The sequence below is a fragment of the Sphingomonas sp. SphC10 genome, from assembly GCF_057004845.1.
In genome coordinates this window covers 2046263-2062315 of sequence record NZ_CM168044.1, presented here as the reverse complement: position 1 = coordinate 2062315, position 16053 = coordinate 2046263, and the positions used below count along the sequence as shown (strand labels likewise).

Here is a 16053-nt window from a genome sequence, read left to right as displayed (position 1 = left end):
GCGGGCCGATGACGCAAGCCCAAATGGCGGCGCTGACCCATCATGGCGGCCGGATCGATGCGGCCAGAGCGCTGTTCCCGAACGCGCCCGGCCCGTGGCTGGATCTGTCGACAGGGATCAACCCGGTGCCCTGGACCCCGCCCGAGGGGCTGGAGGTCGATCCCGCCCCCTTGCCGGATCGCAGCGCGTTGGCCCGTCTGGAAGCACAGGCGGCGGCGCATTTTGGTATCGCGGCGGAGCGGGTGGCGGCGGTGCCGGGCAGCGAGATGGCGCTTCGCCTGTTGCCGCTGCTGGGCGTGCCGCAGCCGATCGTCGGGGTTCGCCCGAGCTATGGCACCCACGGCGCGGTGGCTTTCGCGCGGGTCGATCAGTCCGCGCTGGACGATTGGGCGGGGCAGGCGGGCAGCCTGCTGATCGCCAATCCCAACAATCCCGATGGCGTCTATCGCTCGCCCGAGCGACTGGCCCGGCTGGCGGCGGCGCAAGCGCGGGCGGGGGGCTGGCTGATCCTGGACGAGGCCTTTGCCGATGCGATGCCGGGAAGCGGCTTCGACGGCGGCGACCAGGTCGTGGTGCTGCGGTCGTTCGGCAAGTTCTTCGGGCTGGCCGGGGTGCGGCTGGGCTTCGTCATGGCCGCGCCGCAGATATTGGCGCGGCTGCGCGACCTGCTGGGGGACTGGCCGGTATCGGCCCATGCGATCAGCTGGGGCAGCGCGGCCTATGCCGATCGCGCATGGATCGCGGCGACCCGGATCGCTTTGGTCGAACGGGCGGCGGCGTTGGATGCGGTGCTGGCGCGTCATGGCCTGATCGCGCGCGGAGCCTGTCCGCTGTTCCGCATGGTCGAGACACCGGAGGCGGCCGTCATCTTCCAGCGATTGGCAGCGGCGGGCATATTGATCCGGCCCTTTGCCGATGCGCCGGAACGACTGCGCTTCGGCGTGCCCGCTGTGGCCGTGGATCTCGAACGATTGGATGAGGCGTTGCGGCATGGCTGATCCGGTGGCGCTGGTGGCGCTGGCGCTCGACGCAACGATCGGCTGGCCGGACCGGCTTTACGCACGTGTCGGCCATCCGGTGGGGGCGTTTGCACGGTTCCTGAATCTGGCCGAGCGCCTGGGCAATTCGCCCAGGCGGTCCGAGGGCGTTCGGCGGGGCCTGGGTGTCGTGACCATGATCCTCCTGATCGCTCTGACCGGTGGAATAGCATGGGGGATCGACCGGGAATCGCATCTTCTGCTCGGCCGCTGGGGCTGGATCGCCAGCGCCGTGCTAGCCTGGCCCGCCCTCGCGCAGCGTAGCCTGTACGTGCATGTCCGGCCCGTGGCCGACGCGTTGCTGCGCGGTGACCTGCTGGCCGCCCGAGCACTGGTCGCGCGGGTGGTAGGACGCGATACCGGGCGGCTGGACCAGGCGGGCGTGTCGCGCGCCGCGATCGAGACGCTGGCCGAGAGCTTTTGCGACGGCATCGTCGCGCCGCTCTTCTGGCTGCTGCTGCTCGGGCTGCCGGGGGTGTGGATGTACAAGGCGATCAACACCGCCGACAGCATCATCGGGCACAAGGAACCGCGCTGGCGGGCGTTCGGCTGGGCGGCGGCGCGGATCGACGACGGGGCGAACTGGGTGCCTGCGCGGATCGCCGGGTTGCTGGTCTGCCTGGCGGGCGCGGGCGGCTGGGCGGTGATGAAGCGCGACGCGCGCGCCCATGCCTCGCCCAATGCGGGCTGGCCCGAGGCGGGGATGGCCGGGGCGCTGGGCGTCGCGCTGGCCGGGCCCGTCGCCTATGACGGCGTGACCCAGATCAAGCCGTGGATCGGACGCGAAGGGCGGGCCGCTTCGCCGAAGGACATCGTGACCGCCCTGCAAATCTATGCACGCGCCTGCTTGCTGCTCTGGGTGCTCGCGGGGAGTGTCGCATGGCTGGCGTGATGATCCAGGGCACCGGCTCGGACGTGGGCAAGTCGGTGCTGGTAGCGGGGCTGTGCCGCGCCTTCGCCAATCGCGGGCTGCGCGTTCGTCCCTTCAAGCCGCAGAATATGAGCAACAACGCCGCCGCCACGCCCGATGGCGGCGAGATCGGGCGGGCGCAGGCGACCCAGGCGATGGCGGCGCGGGTGCTCGCCCATGTCGACATGAACCCGGTGCTGCTGAAGCCGCAGGGCGACCGCACCTCGCAATTGATCGTGCGCGGGCAGGTGCGGGGGATGCTGCCAGCATCGAAGTGGCGCGAGGGGCGGATCGGGCTGCTTCCCGAGGTGGTCGACTGCTATCGCCGTTTGGAGGCGCAGTGCGATCTCGTGATCGTCGAGGGCGCCGGGTCGCCCGCCGAGGTCAACCTGCGCAGCGGCGACATCGCCAATATGGGCTTTGCGCGCGCGGCGAATGTGCCGGTGGTGCTGGCGGGCGATATCGATCGGGGCGGGGTGATCGCGTCCCTGGTCGGGACCAAGGCGGTGATCGCGCCTGAGGATGCCGCGATGATCCGGGGCTTTCTGGTCAACAAGTTTCGCGGCGATCCGGCGCTGTTTGCCGATGGCATGGGCGTGATCGCCGAGCATACCGGCTGGCACTCGCTGGGCTTGATCCCCTGGCTGGCGGACGCCGCGCGACTGCCCAGCGAGGATGCGGTCGTTCTGGAGCGGAGCCGTACGGGCGCCGGGGGACGGGTGGTCATCGCCTGTCCGATCACGCCGCGCATCGCCAATTTCGACGATCTCGATCCGCTGCGCCTGGAGCCGCAGGTCGATCTGGTCATGGTCCGCCCCGGCGAGCCGATCCCCGACGCCGCGATGATCGTACTGGCGGGGTCGAAGGCGACCATCGCCGACCTGGCCTTTATCCGCGAGCAGGGCTGGGACATCGACATCGCCGCGCATGTCCGGCGCGGGCGGCCGGTGCTGGGCTTGTGCGGCGGATATCAGATGCTGGGCCGCTCGGTCGCCGACCCGGACGGGATCGAAGGGCCTGCAGGACGTGTCGAAGGGCTGGGGCTGCTCGACGTGGAGACCGTGCTCACCGGCGAGAAGACCGTGCGGCGGGTCACGGGCGAGGCGCTGGGCGCGTCCTTCTCGGGTTATGAAATCCATCTCGGGCGCACCAGCGGCCCCGATACGGCGCGTCCGGTCGGCCATCTCGCCGATGGCCGCGTGGAGGGGGCGATCCGCGCCGATGGGCTGGTGGCGGGCAGCTATGTCCATGGCCTGCTTGGGCAGGCGGGGCAGCGCGCCGCGTGGCTGGCGCGGATCGGCGTGGCGGGGCAGGGGCCGGATCACCGCGCCGATGTTGATGCTGCGCTCGACACCATCGCCGCCGTGCTGGAGGCGCATGTCGATTGCGACGCGCTGCTGCGGATCGCTCAGGGCAGGACGTAAAGGACGGCGGCGAGGAGCAGCGCGGTTTCGGTCAGCTCTATCCCTGCGCCATGTACGTCGCCCGTCACCCCGCCCAGCTTGCGCCGGAACCAGAGCGACAGCGCCAGGATGACGAGCGGTGCGGTCGCCAGCGGCGGATAGAACAGGCCCAGCGCTAGGCCTGCGAGTATCCAGCCGATCATGTCGACCGGCCGCACCGCGCGGGCGACCATCGCGCCCAGCCCTCCGGGACGAAGCGGGGTCAACAGTCGCGCCCAGACCAGCGGCCCGACCCGCGCCGCCGCCGGGATCAGCGCGACCATCGGCCATGCGCCGAGCGGCAGGGCGTGGAGCAGCACCAACTTGGCGATCAACTGCATCGCCAGCGCGACTACGCCGAAGCTGCCGATATGCGGATCGGCCATTACCGCCAGCAAGCGCGAACGATCGCCATGCGCCGCGCCCAGCCCGTCGGACAGGTCGGCCAGCCCATCCAGATGCAGCGCCCCCGTCGCCCAGACCCAGGCAATCAGTGCCGCCAGCGCGCCCGTCCACGGATCGATGCGCGCGCCCAGCCAGCCTGCGCCCGCGACGATGATTCCGATGACCAGCCCCGCCACCGGGTAGAGCCGGATGGCGCGTGCGAAATCCGCTTCGTCCGCCTCGACGCGCGGCATGGGCAAGCGGGTCAGGAAGCCCAGCGCGACGATCAGTGCCTTCATGCCGTCGCCAGCCCCGTCACCTGCGCGCTGCGCGGCGTGCCGTCCCACACCTCCAGCGTGACCAGCGCGGCATAGGGCAGCGCGAACGACCATGTCGCGCGCAGGTTGAACCCGCACAGGACATGCAGCGCTGCGCGGATCGCGCCGCCATGGGTGACGACCAGGGTCGGCTCGGGGGACAGATCGGCGATGGCGCTTCGCACACGGGCGACCAGATCGGACCAACGCTCGCCACCCGGTGGCGGGGCGGCATCGGGATCGTCCCAGAAGCGGGCCAGCGCCTCCGGCTCGATGTCCCCCGCCGCCAGCCCGTCCCAGTCCCCGAAATCCAGTTCCCGCCAGCGCGGATCGATCTCGGCCGGACCGATCGCCTCGGCACAGGCGCGCGCGCGCGACAGGTCGGAGGCGATGCGGCGGGTGACGTCCAGCCCATCCGCCCGCGCGACACAGGCCGCGATGCCCCCGGCCGTGGCCGGGCTGTCGGTGCGGCCCAGCATCCGCCCCGTCAGCTCGGGCTCGCCGTGACGGAGCAGATGCAGGCGAAAGCCGGTCACGCGCCCGCGATGCCCGCCTCGGCAAAGGTCGCGATGCCGTCATGCGCCGCGATCGCGGAACGGATGACCTGCACCGCGACCGCCGCGCCACTCGCCTCGCCCAGCCGCATGCCCAGCGACAGGATCGGCTCCAGCCCCAGCCGGGCGAGCAGCAGGACATGGCCCGGCTCGGCCGAACAATGGCCCGACAGGCAATGTGCGCTGATCGCCGGATTGGCATGGGCCAGCGGCGCGACGGCGGCGGTGCCGATAAAGCCGTCGAGCACGACCGGAATCCGCTTGTGCCGCGCGGCCAGCACTGCGCCCGCCATCGCCGCGATCTCGCGCCCGCCCAGGCGGCGCAGGATTTCGAAGGCGCTGGTCAGATGTTCGCGGTGCAGTGCGAGGCCCTCGGCCACCACCGCCGCCTTGCGCTGAACGCCCTGCGCATCGACCCCCGTGCCCGGCCCGACCCACAGGGCCGGGCCGCCCCCGAAACTGGCGGCGGCGAGCGCGGCGGCGGCGGTGCTGTTGCCGATCCCCATCTCGCCCAGCACGAGAAGGTCGGCCTCGCCCACCGCCTCGGCCCCGGCGGACAGCGCGCTCAGGCACTCTTCCTTGGTCATCGCGGGAGCGGTCGTGAAGTCGGCGGTCGGTCGGTCGAGGTCGAGCGGTACCACGGCCAGTTCCAGCCCTGCCGCCGCCGCCAGCGCGTTGATCGCGGCCCCTCCGGCGGCGAAATTGGCGACCATCAGTTCCGTCACCTCGGCCGGAAAGGCGCTGACCCCGCGCGCGGTGACGCCGTGATTGCCCGCGAAGATGACCACGCGGCCGCGCTCGATCCGGGGCCGCTCGACGCCCTGCCATCCGGCGAGGAAGATCGCGATGTCCTCCAGGCGGCCCAGCGAACCCGGCGGCTTGGTCAACTGGCCCTGTCTCGCGCTTGCGGCGGCGCGGGCCTGGTCGTCGGGCCGGGGCAGGGTGGCGAGTGCCGTCTCGAACGCGGCGATGTCGGGGAAAGCGGTCATTCGACGACATATCCTTCGGGGGGCGTGCGGGTGAGGAAATGGCCTTTCACCCCTTGCGGCCATTGCTTGTAGGGCACCTGTCCCCAGTCGCTGTCGGCATAGGCGCGGGCATAGTCCAATATGGCGCGCGCGGCGTCGTCATCGGGGGTGAACTTGCCCATGACGTATCCGACCTTGCCGGGGCAGCGCAGATGGACGGTGCAGAAGGACTGGCAGGCGAAGAGACAGGGCATCTCCTCGACCGCGACCTCGGCATAAGCAGGGTCGGACGCCTGCACCCGGCGCAACGCCTCGACCAGCAGCGCGCCGCCGCGCTGGCCCTGGTCGTTTTCGCGCGCCTCGTCGGACAGGCGGCAGGTGTTGCAGGCGACCACGGCGGGGCCGTTCGCGGCGGGCTTCAGCATGAAAAGGGCTCGTACATCGGGCAAGTCTCCAAAGGCGCTGTCGCCGCGCGAGGGGAAAGCCCCGTTCCGTCCGGTACACCCTGACCAGCCGAAGGACGACCACGACGGGCAGGTCTCCTGGCTCGCGGGTCGGGGCCGGTCCGCCGCCTTCTCGGGGATTAGCCCAATGGCGTCGTGGCGGGCGGCTCGCCGCTTACAGTTGCAGGGGCAGCCGGGGTGTCGCACCCCATTCCCTTTTCATCCTCTTTCGAGGAACCTGTCGCGAGGGCGGCGATAGGCGGGCAGGGGCCGGGTGGCAAGCGTCGTGCCCTCGTCCGTCGGCGTCGCGGTGACTATATGGGTGGAACCCCTGACCCCATCGGTGAGTCCCTGTCGCATGACCCAGAACGCCACCACCCGCACCGAAACCGATTCGATCGGCCCCATCGAAGTTCCCGCCAGCGCCTATTGGGGCGCGCAGACCGAGCGCAGCCTGGAGAATTTTCCCTTCGGCGCGCGCGAGCAGATGCCGATCGGTATCGTCCATGCCCTCGCCATCGTGAAGAAGGCGGCGGCGCGGATCAATCGCGCCCATGGCCTGGCGGCGGACAAGGCCGATGCGATCGAGGCGGCGGCGCAGGAGGTGATCGACGGGCGCCATGACGAGCAGTTCCCGCTCGTCATCTGGCAGACCGGCTCCGGCACCCAGTCCAACATGAACGCAAACGAGGTGATTGCGGGCCGCGCCAACGAGATGCTGACGGCCAAGCGCGGCGGCAAGTCGCCGGTCCACCCCAATGACGATGTGAATCGCGGCCAGTCGTCCAACGACACTTTTCCGACCGCACTCCACGTCGCCGCCGCGATTGCCGTGACGAGGCAGCTTTTTCCCGCCCTCGACCGGCTCCATGCGGCGCTGGAGGCCAAGGCGAAGGAATGGGATTCGATCGTCAAGATCGGCCGCACCCATTTGCAGGACGCGACCCCGCTGACCCTGGGCCAGGAATTTTCGGGCTATGTGCAGCAACTCGCCAATGCCCGCGACCGGATCGAGGGGACGCTCCACCGCAACATCCTGCCGCTCGCGCAGGGAGGGACGGCGGTCGGCACCGGGCTGAACGCGCCGAACGGCTTTGCCGAGGCGATCGCAGCGGAGATCGCCGAGGTGACCGGTCTCGACTTCGTGACCGCGCCCAACAAGTTCGAGGCGCTGGCCAGCAATGACGGGCTGGTCGACCTGCATGGGACGCTGAATGTCCTGGCCGTGGCGCTGACCAAGATCGCCAACGACATCCGTTTGCTAGGCTCCGGCCCGCGCTCGGGGCTGGGCGAGCTGGAACTGCCCGCCAACGAGCCGGGCAGCTCGATCATGCCGGGCAAGGTCAATCCGACCCAGTGCGAGATGCTGACCATGGTCGCCGCGCAGGTGATCGGCAACAATGCCGCCGTCACGGTCGGCGGGCTTCAGGGGCATCTGGAGCTGAACGTCTTCAAGCCGCTGATCGGGGCGAACGTGCTGCGCTCGATCCACTTGCTGTCGGTCGGGATGGAGAGTTTCGCCGAGCGGACGGTCGAGGGGATGACGGTCAATCGCGACCGGATCACCGAGTTGCTCGACCGTTCGCTGATGCTGGTGACGGCGCTGGCGCCCGAGATCGGTTACGACAATGCCGCCAAGATCGCCAAGCACGCGCATCAGAAGGGGCAGACGCTGAAGGAGGCCGGGCTGGAACTGGGGCTGGTCGACGAGGCGACCTTCGATCGGGTTGTGCGGCCGGAGTTGATGCTGGGGCGGTGAGGGATTCCCTTGGGCTTCGACTTCGCTCAGCCTGAACGGCGGTTGGGACGGGATATAAACATCCGTTCAGCCTGAGCGAAGTCGAAGGCCACGCCCCAGCGCCTACCCCCGATCCCACCCTTTGGCCGGATAGGCAGGCAAGGCGATCCGATACCGGATCGCCGCTCCGCGCAGCACGAACCCCGCCAGCGCCGCGATCGGCCCGGCGCCCGGCACTCCCAATTGCATCAGGATCACATAGCTGGTCGAGGACAGCGCCGCCGCCGTCACGTACAGCTCCGGCCGCATCAGGATCGACGGTTCGCCCGCGATCACGTCGCGGATGATGCCGCCGACACAGGCCGACACCACGCCCAGCATCGCCGCCGGGATGGGGGTGATACCATAGCCGCTCGCCTTGGCCGCGCCGTACACGGCATAGGCCGCCAGCCCCACCGCGTCGAACCAGTCGAGCGCGCTGCCCCGCCACCAGCGCGCAGGTGTCGCCCAGACCGCGACCGCCGCGATCAGGCAGACGAGCGGCACGCGGGCGTCGTGCACCCAGAAGACCGGCGCATCGATCAGCAGGTCGCGCAGCGTCCCCCCGCCGACCCCGGTGATCAGCGCAAAGAAGACCAGCGTGACCATCGTCTGGCGGTGCTTGGCCGCGACCAGCGCGCCCGACACGGCGAACACGGCCAGCCCCGCCAGGTCGAGCCAGGGCATCACGGCGGGCAGCATGGCGGTGGGTTGAGGCAGCATCGCGGGCGACCCTAGAGCGGCCCTTCGCGGGGGGAAAGGGCGGCGCGAGGATGAACGTGACGTTATCTCCCGTTCATGCAACGGACGGTAGAAGTGGGACGTTACGGCGTCAGATCAATTTGAAAGGAAATTTGTGATGCGGAAATTGATGCTTGCCCTGGGTTGCACCGCGATGGTCGTCCCCACGCTGGTCCTGCCGGTGACCGCCGCCGACGCGCAGCGCCGCTACAAGTATCGCGAATGGCGCGATGACCGTGGCCGCGTCCGCTGCCGCAAGCCGGACGGCACGACGGGTCTGGTCGTCGGTGGCGTCGCGGGTGCGCTGCTGGGCCGCACGATCGATACGCGCGGCGACCGCACGCTGGGTACGCTGGGCGGTGCCGCCGTCGGCGCGCTCGCCGGTCGCGAGATCGAGCGCGGCACGAGCAACCGCCGCTGCCGCTGAACCGGCTTTCCCCCTGGCGGGAAAACAGGGGGCGTCACCTTCGGGTGGCGCCCTTTTTTGTTTGAAAAATCAAACAGATGATTCTGTCTCGATAGTGAACGCCAAGTAGTTTTCGGTTCACGCAACAAGCGGGATAAGTGCGGGTTCTTCCTCCCATCATCAACGGGAGTTCGAGTATGCGTATTGCTCTGTTGACGGCGACGATAGCCGCCACCGCCTTTTCCGCCATCCCTGCCGAGGCGCAGCGGAACGGCTGGGAAGCCCGTCAGGAATATCGCGAAGACGTGCGCGATGCCCGCCGCGACTATAATCGCGATGTCCGCCGCGCCGATTCGCCGCGCGACGTCCGCGAAGCGCGCCGTGAATATCGCGAGGATATCCGCGATGCCCGCAAGGATTACCGCCGCGACATGCGCAACGTCCGCTGGCGCAACTACGACTATAACCGCTTCGAGCCGGGCCAGCGCGGTTACTATCCCGAACGCTATTATCGCGACGGCCGCTATTACCAGCCGCGCGCGCTCGGCCGCAACGACCGCATCTATCGCGGCATGAACGGTCGCTATTACTGCCGCCGCAATGACGGCACGACCGGTCTGGTCATCGGTGGCCTGGCGGGTGGCGCGCTGGGCAATGTGATCGCGGGCGGCGGTTCGCGCCTGCTGGGCACGGTGATCGGGGCTGGCGGCGGCGCACTACTCGGCCAGCAGATCGACCGCGGCCAGGTTCGCTGCCGCTAACCGGCGGACGGCGTAAAGGACGGCCCGGCGGGGAGACCTGCCGGGCCGTTCGTCGTTCAGATGAAGCCGCCGCCCAGCATCAGGCGAAGACCGAAGATCAGGATGAGGATCAGGTTCAGATTGCGCCCCGTATTGCGCGACGACAGCGCCCCCAGGGCCGCGCCGACGATCGCGATGGGGATCACGAACCAGTAACCCCAGGCGAAAAAGGGCAGGAAGGGCACGATCCCGAGCAGAAGCGCGACCAGGCCGATGACGATCGAGAACAGGTTCAGCATGGGTTGGAAGATGGCGTGGAGGGGCCCGGTCTACAAGCGCGGCCGTCCATATCCTGTCATGATGGGGTATGGTGGTAAAAAGTTGGCCATGCGCTTCCCAAAGCACCACCCCGGCGAGGGCCGGGGTCCAGTTGCGGACAATTGGAGAAACTCACAAGCGCTCACCCAACTGGATCCCGGCCTTCGCCGGGATGGGCAGGCGGGTTCTGTTAAGGATGGCCCCATTGGTGACGATCGTTAAGGATCGCATCGCCTCCCCATGCTAGACGGTCCCCCATGATGGCGAAGTCGCACTATATCCTGATCCCGCTGGGCTGCCTGTTGCTGGCGGCATGCGGCGGCCGGTCCGATGACGATGCGCAGCTGAACGCGCTCGACAATGAACTGGCGTCGATGAACGACGGCAGCCCGACGCGCGACCCGCAACTGCGCGAGGCGCTGGCCGGGCAGATCATGGTCGACCCCGGCCTCACCCAAAGCGCGAACGCCAACGCGGTGCGCCCGCCCAACCGGCCCGCCAGCGATCAGCTGCCCTCAATGCCGCCGCCCGCCGATCCGGTCGATGCCCGTACGCTCAAGTCCGCACCGGTCGCCGCACGTGACTGCCCCGAATGCCGTGCCGCGGCCGGGGCCTTCACGCTGGCGGCCAAGGCGGGGCAGCAGGCGGTCAATGCGGCCTGCCTGTCGAGCCTGCGCTATTCGGCGACATGGGCGAACCGGATGCCGCAGGCCTTCGCCCCCTATCCGGGCTCGCGTATCGCGGAGGCGGCGGGCAATGACGCGAATGGCTGCGCCTTCCGTATCGTCAGCCTGCGCACCGCAGCCCCCGCCGCCAAGGTCGTCGATTATTATTACACCCGCGCCAGCGGAGCGGGCTATAGCGCCGAACACAAGCTGGACGGCGCGCAGCATGTCCTGGGCGGCACGCGAGGGGCGGCGGCCTATATGGTCTATGCGACGACCAGCCCAGACGGCGGCACCGATGTCGATCTGGTCGTCCGAGGCGGCTGAACCGCACCCTTACGCTTGTCCTTTGCGCGGGTGACGGGGTTGCGCTAAGGGACGGCGATCATGTCACCGCTTTTTCTCGTGATGCTGGGCGGCGCATTGGGTTCGGGGGCCCGGTATTGGACCGGCCGCCAGATGCTCGATGCGTTCGGCCCGGACTTTCCCTATGGCACGCTGACCGTCAACTGGGTCGGTGGTCTGCTGATGGGATTGCTGGCCGGCGTTCTCGCCCGGACCGGCGGCACGGAGGGGTGGCGGCTGTTCATCGGCGTCGGGATTTTGGGAGGGTTCACCACCTTCTCCTCCTTCTCGCTCGATACCATCACCCTGATCGAACGCGGCCAGATCACGGTCGCGCTCGGTTATGTCGCCTTGTCGTTGCTGGGTTCGCTGGCCGCGCTTTGGGCCGGACTTTCGATAACAAGGATTTTCGCATGACGGACTCTGTCCGCCAATTCACGGTCGGCTATGACGATGACGGCATCCGGCTGGACCGCTGGTTCAAGCGGCATATGCCCGACACCAGCTTCACCACCGTCGCCAAATGGGCGCGCACCGGCCAGTTGCGCGTCGACGGGCTGCGCGCGACGCCGGGCGACCGGATCGCGGCGGGCCAGGTGCTGCGGGTGCCCCCCGCCGAGCCCGCGCTGGCCGAGAGCAGCAAGCCGACGATGCGCCCGCGCCATATCCTGTCCGAAGACGAGGAGTCGTTCGCGCGCGAGATGGTGATCCACAAGGATCGCGACGCGCTGGTCCTCAACAAGCCGCCGGGTCTGGCGACGCAGGGCGGGACCAAGACGACCACCCATGTCGATGGCCTGCTCGACGCATTGCAGTTCGAGGCGGAGGGGCGGCCCAAGCTGGTCCACCGGTTGGACAAGGATACGTCGGGCGCGCTGCTGGTCGCGCGCAATGCTCGCGCGGCGGCGTTTTTCGCCAAGGCCTTTTCGGGGCGCACCGCCAAGAAGATCTACTGGGCACTGGTCGTCGGCGTGCCCTCGATCGACGATGGCACGATCGAGCTGCCTATCGCCAAGCAGCCGGGCACCGGCGGCGAGAAGATGCATGTCGACGAGGAAAACGGCCAGTCGGCGCGCTCGCGCTACCGGGTGATCGAACGGGCGGGCAACAGCTGTTGCTGGGTCGAGTTGCAGCCCTTCACCGGCCGCACCCACCAGTTGCGCGTGCACATGGCGGCGATTGGGCATCCCATTGTCGGCGACGGTAAATATGGCGGCGCGGCGGCGTTCCTGACCGGCGGGATCAGCCGCAAGATGCATCTCCACGCCCGGCGCATCCGCGTGGACCATCCCGATGGCGGCCGCATCGACCAGACTGCAGAACTGCCCAGCCACTTCGCTGAATCGATGAACCAGCTGGGCTTCGACGAGATTCGCGGCGATGTCCTGCCCCAGGACGAGGATCGTGGCCCGCCGCCCAAGGAAGTCCTGAAGCAGCTCGCCAAGGCCCATGCCAAACAGTATCGCAAGGAACGCCGCGGCGAACGGCGGGGACGAGGGGCGCGCTGATCCGTCTTTTCCTCCCCTTCAAGGGGAGGGGGACCATGCGCAGCATGGTGGAGGGGGCGTACGGCAAGGGACATGCATTGCCGTACGCCCCCCTCCGTCAGGGCTGTCGCCCTGCCCCCTCCCCGTGCCGGGGAGGATCAGTGGGATGCGCGCAACACATGCCGCCCGTGCCGCGCAGGACCAGCGTCGCCAGTGCGTAGCAGGCGAGCGCCCCGGCGAGAGTGAGCGGCAGAATCCACAGCCCCATCATTTCCGGCGCTGCGGGGGGATCGGTGAGAATGCCGAAGGCCGATCCTTGCGGCAGTGACCAAAGCCCGACATGGCTGGGAAAGAGCGGCTTCACGATCGCGACCGCCGCGAAGCACAGCGCGAACAGATAGAGCAGCATGGCGGCCAGCACCCCGCCGAACGCCGCCACGCTGCGTCCCGACCGTATCAACAGCGCGTGGATCAGCGGGGCAGGGCGATCGTCACCCAGCGCCCCGGCCAGCCGAAACTCCTGAATATAGCGCGCGGCCATCGCATGAGGCGGTCCCATCGCCGCGATCGTGGCTTCGAGCGAATCGTGTCCCGCCGCCAGGCTGTCGGTCAGATGGCTTTCTATTTCGCGGACGAGGCCGTCGCGATCCTCGGCCGGGATCACCTGCAACGACCAGCGCAGACGGCGGACATAATCGGCGATGAGGCGGGCAGGCTCGGTCATGGCTGATCCTCGACTAGGCTGGTGATGGTGGTTCGGAAATCGACCCAGGCCGCGCGCATCGCTTCGGCCAGCGCCGCGCCCTCCGGGGTGAGGCTGTAATATTTGCGCGGGTTGCCGCCCTCGGCTGGCAATTCCCAACGGCCGGCGATGCGGCCCGCTTTCTCCAGCCGGGCGAGAAGCGGATACAGGCTGCCCTCGCTGACCAAATCGCCCCCCGCCCGGATGCGGCCAAGGATTTCCAGGCCATAGGCTTCGCCGCGAGTCAGGACCGACAGCAGCACCAGCTCTGCGGCCCCTTTGCGCAACTGCGATTGCCAGCTTCCGATATCCATACAAGAAAAATAATGCATCATACCTTGCTATGCAAGGTGCTTTGACGAGCAAACGGAAAGGCCCCGCCGACCGGGGTCGACGGGGCCTTTGATGTCAGGGGAGGGGGCTTGCGCCCCCGTCCCGTTAGCGACGGCAATAGCCGGGGTTGTTCGACTTTTCGATCGCGTTACCGGCCAGCGCGCCGGCGCCACCACCCAGGATCGTGCCGAGCGTACGGTCGCCCCGCGTGTCGATCGTGCGACCCAGCAGGCCACCCGCGATCGCGCCGACGATGGTGCCCGTGGTGCCGTTGTTGCAGCGCTGCGGGCCACGATTGTAATAGCCGCGATTGTACCCGCCACGGTCGTAATAGCCGCGATCATAGCGCGGGCCGCGATTGTAACCGTCCGAATAGGCGTCGCCATAGGCGCGGTCATAACGGTCGTAGTAACGCTGTGCCGAAGCGGCGGTCGGAACCATGGCCGTTGCGCCGACGGCAAGGGCGGCGGCAGCGAGCGAAAGCTTCTTGAACATCACGATCTCCCTTGATCTTCAAACCGGCGGCGGCGGGGTGATTCCCGTCGTCGTTGAAGCCCTTATGGGTGATTCGCCATGTTCCAATGCTGAATGCGGTTGTTAGCTGTTGTTCATCCGAAACGTCATGCTTCCCCCGCGCCGGGCTTGCCGATAGGAGGGAGCGATGACGCGCCCGCGCCTTGCCCTGTTCGATTGTGACGGCACTCTGGTCGATAGCCAGGCCAATATCTGTCTCGCCGCCGTCGAGGCGTTCACCATGGCGGACCTTACGCCGCCGCCCGCCCCTGGGATTCGCCGGATCGTCGGGTTGAGCCTGGTCGAGGCGATGCGCGTGCTCGCCCCCGACCAAGCCGACACGATGCACCACCAGTTGGCCAGCGACTATAAGGACGCCTTCTTCCGCCTGCGCACGGCGGGCGCGATGGAGCCCGAGCCGCTGTTCGACGGCATCCCGGCGCTGCTCGAGCATCTGGCGGGGGAGGGCTGGCTGATGGGCGTGGCGACGGGCAAGTCGGATCGCGGGCTGACACGGGTATTGGCCGAACATGGCCTGGCCCATCATTTCGTCACGCTGCAAACCGCCGACCGGCATCCCTCCAAACCCGACCCGTCGATGGTGCTCGCCGCCATGGCCGAGACCGGCGTGGCGGCACAGGATGTCGCGATGATCGGCGATACGAGCTTCGACATGGCGATGGGCAAGGCGGCGGGCGCCTTCGCGGTCGGCGTCGCCTGGGGATATCATGACGTGAAAGAGTTGGTGAACGCAGGCGCCGAGGTCGTGGCGCAAGAGGTCGCGGATCTGCCCGCCCTGCTGGTGCGGCCATGAGCGGCGACACGCGCGCGCGGCGGCACTGGTTCATCATCATGGGGGTGCGCCTGATCGGCGTGGCGGGCGCGCTGTTCGGCGTGGTGCTTGCCTCACGCGGAGTGGCATGGCCGCACAAGGCGTTGGGCGTCGCCATCATCCTGTCGGCGCTGGCGATGATCGCGATCGTGCCCGCCGGTCTGGCGCATCGCTGGCGGAGCGGAGGCGAATGAAGCGATTCTGGAAGGACGTCTCGGTCGATGCCGAGCAGGTGGTGCGGCTGGACGACCGGCCGGTGCGCACGCCGGGGCGGGTGCCGCTGGCGCTGCCGACGCCTGCACTGGCCGAGGCGGTCGCGGGCGAGTGGCGCGGTGTCGAGGAAATAGTCGATCCGCGCGCCATGCCGCTGACGGGCCTCGCCAATGCGGCGATCGATCGGATCGGCGCGGACCCGGCGCCCTTTGCCGAAGGGCTGGCGCGCTATGCGGAGAGCGACCTGCTTTGTTACCGCGCCGACTCGCCGCCCGAACTGGTGGCGCGGCAAGATGCGGTGTGGAACCCGCTGCTCGACTGGGCGCGCGACCGCTACGACGTGCATTTCACGCTGGTGACGGGGATCATGCACCGGCCCCAGCCATCCGCGACCGTCGAACGACTGGCGCACGCGGTGGCGGCGCTCGATCCCTTCCGGTTGGCCGCGCTGTCGCCGGTGGTGACGATCACGGGGTCGTTGGTGCTGGCGCTGGCGTTGCTGGAGGATGCGGCGGATGTCGACACGATCTGGACCGCCGCACATGTCGACGAGGATTTCCAGGCGGAGCAATGGGGTGAGGATTACCTCGCCGTCGAGGCCCGGGAGGCCAAGCGGCGCGAGTTCGACGCGGCGGTGCGGTTCTTGAAGGCGCTGGGGTAAGTGTGTTTCGAGGGCAGGGCGTAGGCTTTGACTGCGCTCAGCCCGAACGGGGTTGGGGGCGCTGCCGGTCGCCCCGCGCGGGTTCCCGCCTACCCTATACTCCGTTCACACTGAGCGAAGTCGAAGTGTACGCGATGCGCGTGCGGCCAGGCTTTCCCTTGGGCTTCGACTACGCTCAGCCTGAACGGAGGGGGGATGTGGACAGGGTCCCCAGTTTCGGTTGCC

General features: G+C 68.6%; 21 protein-coding genes and 1 riboswitch. Of the genes, 12 read left to right on the top strand and 9 right to left on the bottom strand.

The features are described from left to right. The first annotated feature begins 8 nt into the window (after nt 1-8). From ACWKSV_RS09320 to ACWKSV_RS09310, 3 genes are read left to right on the top strand one after another with little or no spacing between them, the layout of a single operon-like run. Nucleotides 9-998 (top strand): aminotransferase class I/II-fold pyridoxal phosphate-dependent enzyme, encoded by a 990-nt coding sequence (locus ACWKSV_RS09320; RefSeq protein ID WP_237243422.1) that lies wholly within the window; start codon nt 9-11, stop codon nt 996-998. Next, nucleotides 991-1929, top strand: coding sequence for an adenosylcobinamide-phosphate synthase CbiB (gene cbiB, locus ACWKSV_RS09315; RefSeq protein WP_076717217.1), 939 nt, complete (start codon nt 991-993; stop codon nt 1927-1929). Before ACWKSV_RS09320 ends, cbiB begins: the two co-directional genes overlap by 8 nt. Beyond that, nucleotides 1917-3371, top strand: a complete 1455-nt coding sequence (locus ACWKSV_RS09310) for a cobyric acid synthase (protein WP_076717215.1) — start codon at nt 1917-1919, stop codon at nt 3369-3371. Before cbiB ends, ACWKSV_RS09310 begins: the two co-directional genes overlap by 13 nt. Here ACWKSV_RS09310 and cobS read toward each other — a convergent pair. The 4 genes from cobS to ACWKSV_RS09290 are packed head-to-tail and all read right to left on the bottom strand — an operon-like array spanning nt 3356 to nt 6037. Further along, nucleotides 3356-4072, bottom strand: a complete 717-nt coding sequence (gene cobS, locus ACWKSV_RS09305; protein WP_076717213.1) for an adenosylcobinamide-GDP ribazoletransferase — start codon at nt 4070-4072, stop codon at nt 3356-3358. The two genes, ACWKSV_RS09310 and cobS, sit on opposite strands and share 16 nt — an antisense overlap. Then, the gene (locus tag ACWKSV_RS09300; protein WP_076717211.1) at nt 4069-4626 is read right to left on the bottom strand and encodes a histidine phosphatase family protein; all 558 of its coding nucleotides are present in this window, start codon (nt 4624-4626) and stop codon (nt 4069-4071) included. The genes cobS and ACWKSV_RS09300 overlap by 4 nt, the downstream gene beginning before the upstream one ends. After that, on the bottom strand, nt 4623-5633 hold the full coding sequence (gene cobT / locus ACWKSV_RS09295; protein ID WP_191864543.1) for a nicotinate-nucleotide--dimethylbenzimidazole phosphoribosyltransferase: 1011 nt from the start codon (nt 5631-5633) through the stop codon (nt 4623-4625). Before cobT ends, ACWKSV_RS09300 begins: the two co-directional genes overlap by 4 nt. Then, nucleotides 5630-6037 (bottom strand): DUF1636 domain-containing protein, encoded by a 408-nt coding sequence (locus tag ACWKSV_RS09290; RefSeq protein ID WP_056433352.1) that lies wholly within the window; start codon nt 6035-6037, stop codon nt 5630-5632. Before ACWKSV_RS09290 ends, cobT begins: the two co-directional genes overlap by 4 nt. A 90-nt stretch (nt 6038-6127) precedes the next feature. Continuing rightward, nucleotides 6128-6312: riboswitch (cobalamin riboswitch) on the bottom strand. A gap of 101 nt (nt 6313-6413) precedes the next feature. Between ACWKSV_RS09290 and fumC the strand changes: the two genes are divergently transcribed. Beyond that, nucleotides 6414-7814, top strand: a complete 1401-nt coding sequence (gene fumC, locus ACWKSV_RS09285) for a class II fumarate hydratase (RefSeq protein ID WP_076717208.1) — start codon at nt 6414-6416, stop codon at nt 7812-7814. 102 nt (nt 7815-7916) lie between these two features. Here fumC and ACWKSV_RS09280 read toward each other — a convergent pair whose 3' ends face one another. Continuing rightward, complete coding sequence (locus ACWKSV_RS09280; protein WP_076717207.1) at nt 7917-8555, bottom strand: trimeric intracellular cation channel family protein; 639 nt, start codon at nt 8553-8555, stop codon at nt 7917-7919. Nucleotides 8556-8691: 136 nt separating this feature from the next. Here ACWKSV_RS09280 and ACWKSV_RS09275 point away from each other — a divergent pair, with 136 nt between their 5' ends. Together ACWKSV_RS09275 and ACWKSV_RS09270 are read left to right on the top strand one after the other, a co-directional pair. Then, complete coding sequence (locus ACWKSV_RS09275; RefSeq protein ID WP_042484532.1) at nt 8692-9000, top strand: glycine zipper 2TM domain-containing protein; 309 nt, start codon at nt 8692-8694, stop codon at nt 8998-9000. 176 nt (nt 9001-9176) lie between these two features. Next, nucleotides 9177-9740, top strand: coding sequence for a glycine zipper 2TM domain-containing protein (locus ACWKSV_RS09270; RefSeq protein ID WP_076717199.1), 564 nt, complete (start codon nt 9177-9179; stop codon nt 9738-9740). A 56-nt stretch (nt 9741-9796) separates the two neighbouring features. Here the strand turns inward: ACWKSV_RS09270 and ACWKSV_RS09265 are convergent, their stop codons facing one another. Then, nucleotides 9797-10018, bottom strand: a complete 222-nt coding sequence (locus tag ACWKSV_RS09265) for a hypothetical protein (RefSeq protein WP_076717198.1) — start codon at nt 10016-10018, stop codon at nt 9797-9799. Between the two features lie 276 nt (nt 10019-10294). On the opposite strand from ACWKSV_RS09265, the gene ACWKSV_RS09260 reads away from it, so the two are divergent. Genes ACWKSV_RS09260 through ACWKSV_RS09250 form a run of 3 tightly spaced genes read left to right on the top strand, consistent with a single transcriptional unit; the run spans nt 10295 to nt 12555 of the window. Beyond that, nucleotides 10295-11029: a hypothetical protein gene (locus tag ACWKSV_RS09260; protein ID WP_083706696.1), complete on the top strand. Its 735-nt coding sequence runs from the start codon at nt 10295-10297 to the stop codon at nt 11027-11029. 60 nt (nt 11030-11089) lie between these two features. Beyond that, entirely contained in the window at nt 11090-11464 is a 375-nt protein-coding gene (gene crcB / locus ACWKSV_RS09255) for a fluoride efflux transporter CrcB (protein ID WP_076717196.1), read from the top strand. Further along, nucleotides 11461-12555 carry an RluA family pseudouridine synthase gene (locus ACWKSV_RS09250; RefSeq protein WP_076717195.1) on the top strand — a complete coding sequence of 365 codons (1095 nt, stop codon included), beginning with the start codon at nt 11461-11463 and terminating at the stop codon, nt 12553-12555. The genes crcB and ACWKSV_RS09250 overlap by 4 nt, the downstream gene beginning before the upstream one ends. Nucleotides 12556-12652: 97 nt before the next feature. Here the strand turns inward: ACWKSV_RS09250 and ACWKSV_RS09245 are convergent, their stop codons facing one another. The 3 genes from ACWKSV_RS09245 to ACWKSV_RS09235 form a co-directional block, all read right to left on the bottom strand. Then, entirely contained in the window at nt 12653-13258 is a 606-nt protein-coding gene (locus tag ACWKSV_RS09245; RefSeq protein WP_076717193.1) for an HAAS signaling domain-containing protein, read from the bottom strand. Continuing rightward, a complete protein-coding gene (locus tag ACWKSV_RS09240) occupies nt 13255-13590 on the bottom strand; it encodes a PadR family transcriptional regulator (protein ID WP_172839686.1) in 336 nt (111 codons plus the stop codon). Before ACWKSV_RS09240 ends, ACWKSV_RS09245 begins: the two co-directional genes overlap by 4 nt. 124 nt (nt 13591-13714) lie before the next feature. Further along, the gene (locus ACWKSV_RS09235) at nt 13715-14104 is read right to left on the bottom strand and encodes a glycine zipper 2TM domain-containing protein (RefSeq protein ID WP_056433325.1); all 390 of its coding nucleotides are present in this window, start codon (nt 14102-14104) and stop codon (nt 13715-13717) included. A gap of 166 nt (nt 14105-14270) precedes the next feature. On the opposite strand from ACWKSV_RS09235, the gene ACWKSV_RS09230 reads away from it, so the two are divergent. Genes ACWKSV_RS09230 through ACWKSV_RS09220 form a run of 3 tightly spaced genes read left to right on the top strand, consistent with a single transcriptional unit; the run spans nt 14271 to nt 15828 of the window. After that, nucleotides 14271-14936, top strand: coding sequence for an HAD-IA family hydrolase (locus ACWKSV_RS09230; RefSeq protein WP_076717190.1), 666 nt, complete (start codon nt 14271-14273; stop codon nt 14934-14936). After that, nucleotides 14933-15148: a hypothetical protein gene (locus ACWKSV_RS09225; protein WP_056433321.1), complete on the top strand. Its 216-nt coding sequence runs from the start codon at nt 14933-14935 to the stop codon at nt 15146-15148. Before ACWKSV_RS09230 ends, ACWKSV_RS09225 begins: the two co-directional genes overlap by 4 nt. Beyond that, nucleotides 15145-15828, top strand: coding sequence for an ATP12 family chaperone protein (locus ACWKSV_RS09220; RefSeq protein ID WP_076717188.1), 684 nt, complete (start codon nt 15145-15147; stop codon nt 15826-15828). The genes ACWKSV_RS09225 and ACWKSV_RS09220 overlap by 4 nt, the downstream gene beginning before the upstream one ends. Nucleotides 15829-16053 lie beyond the last annotated feature (225 nt).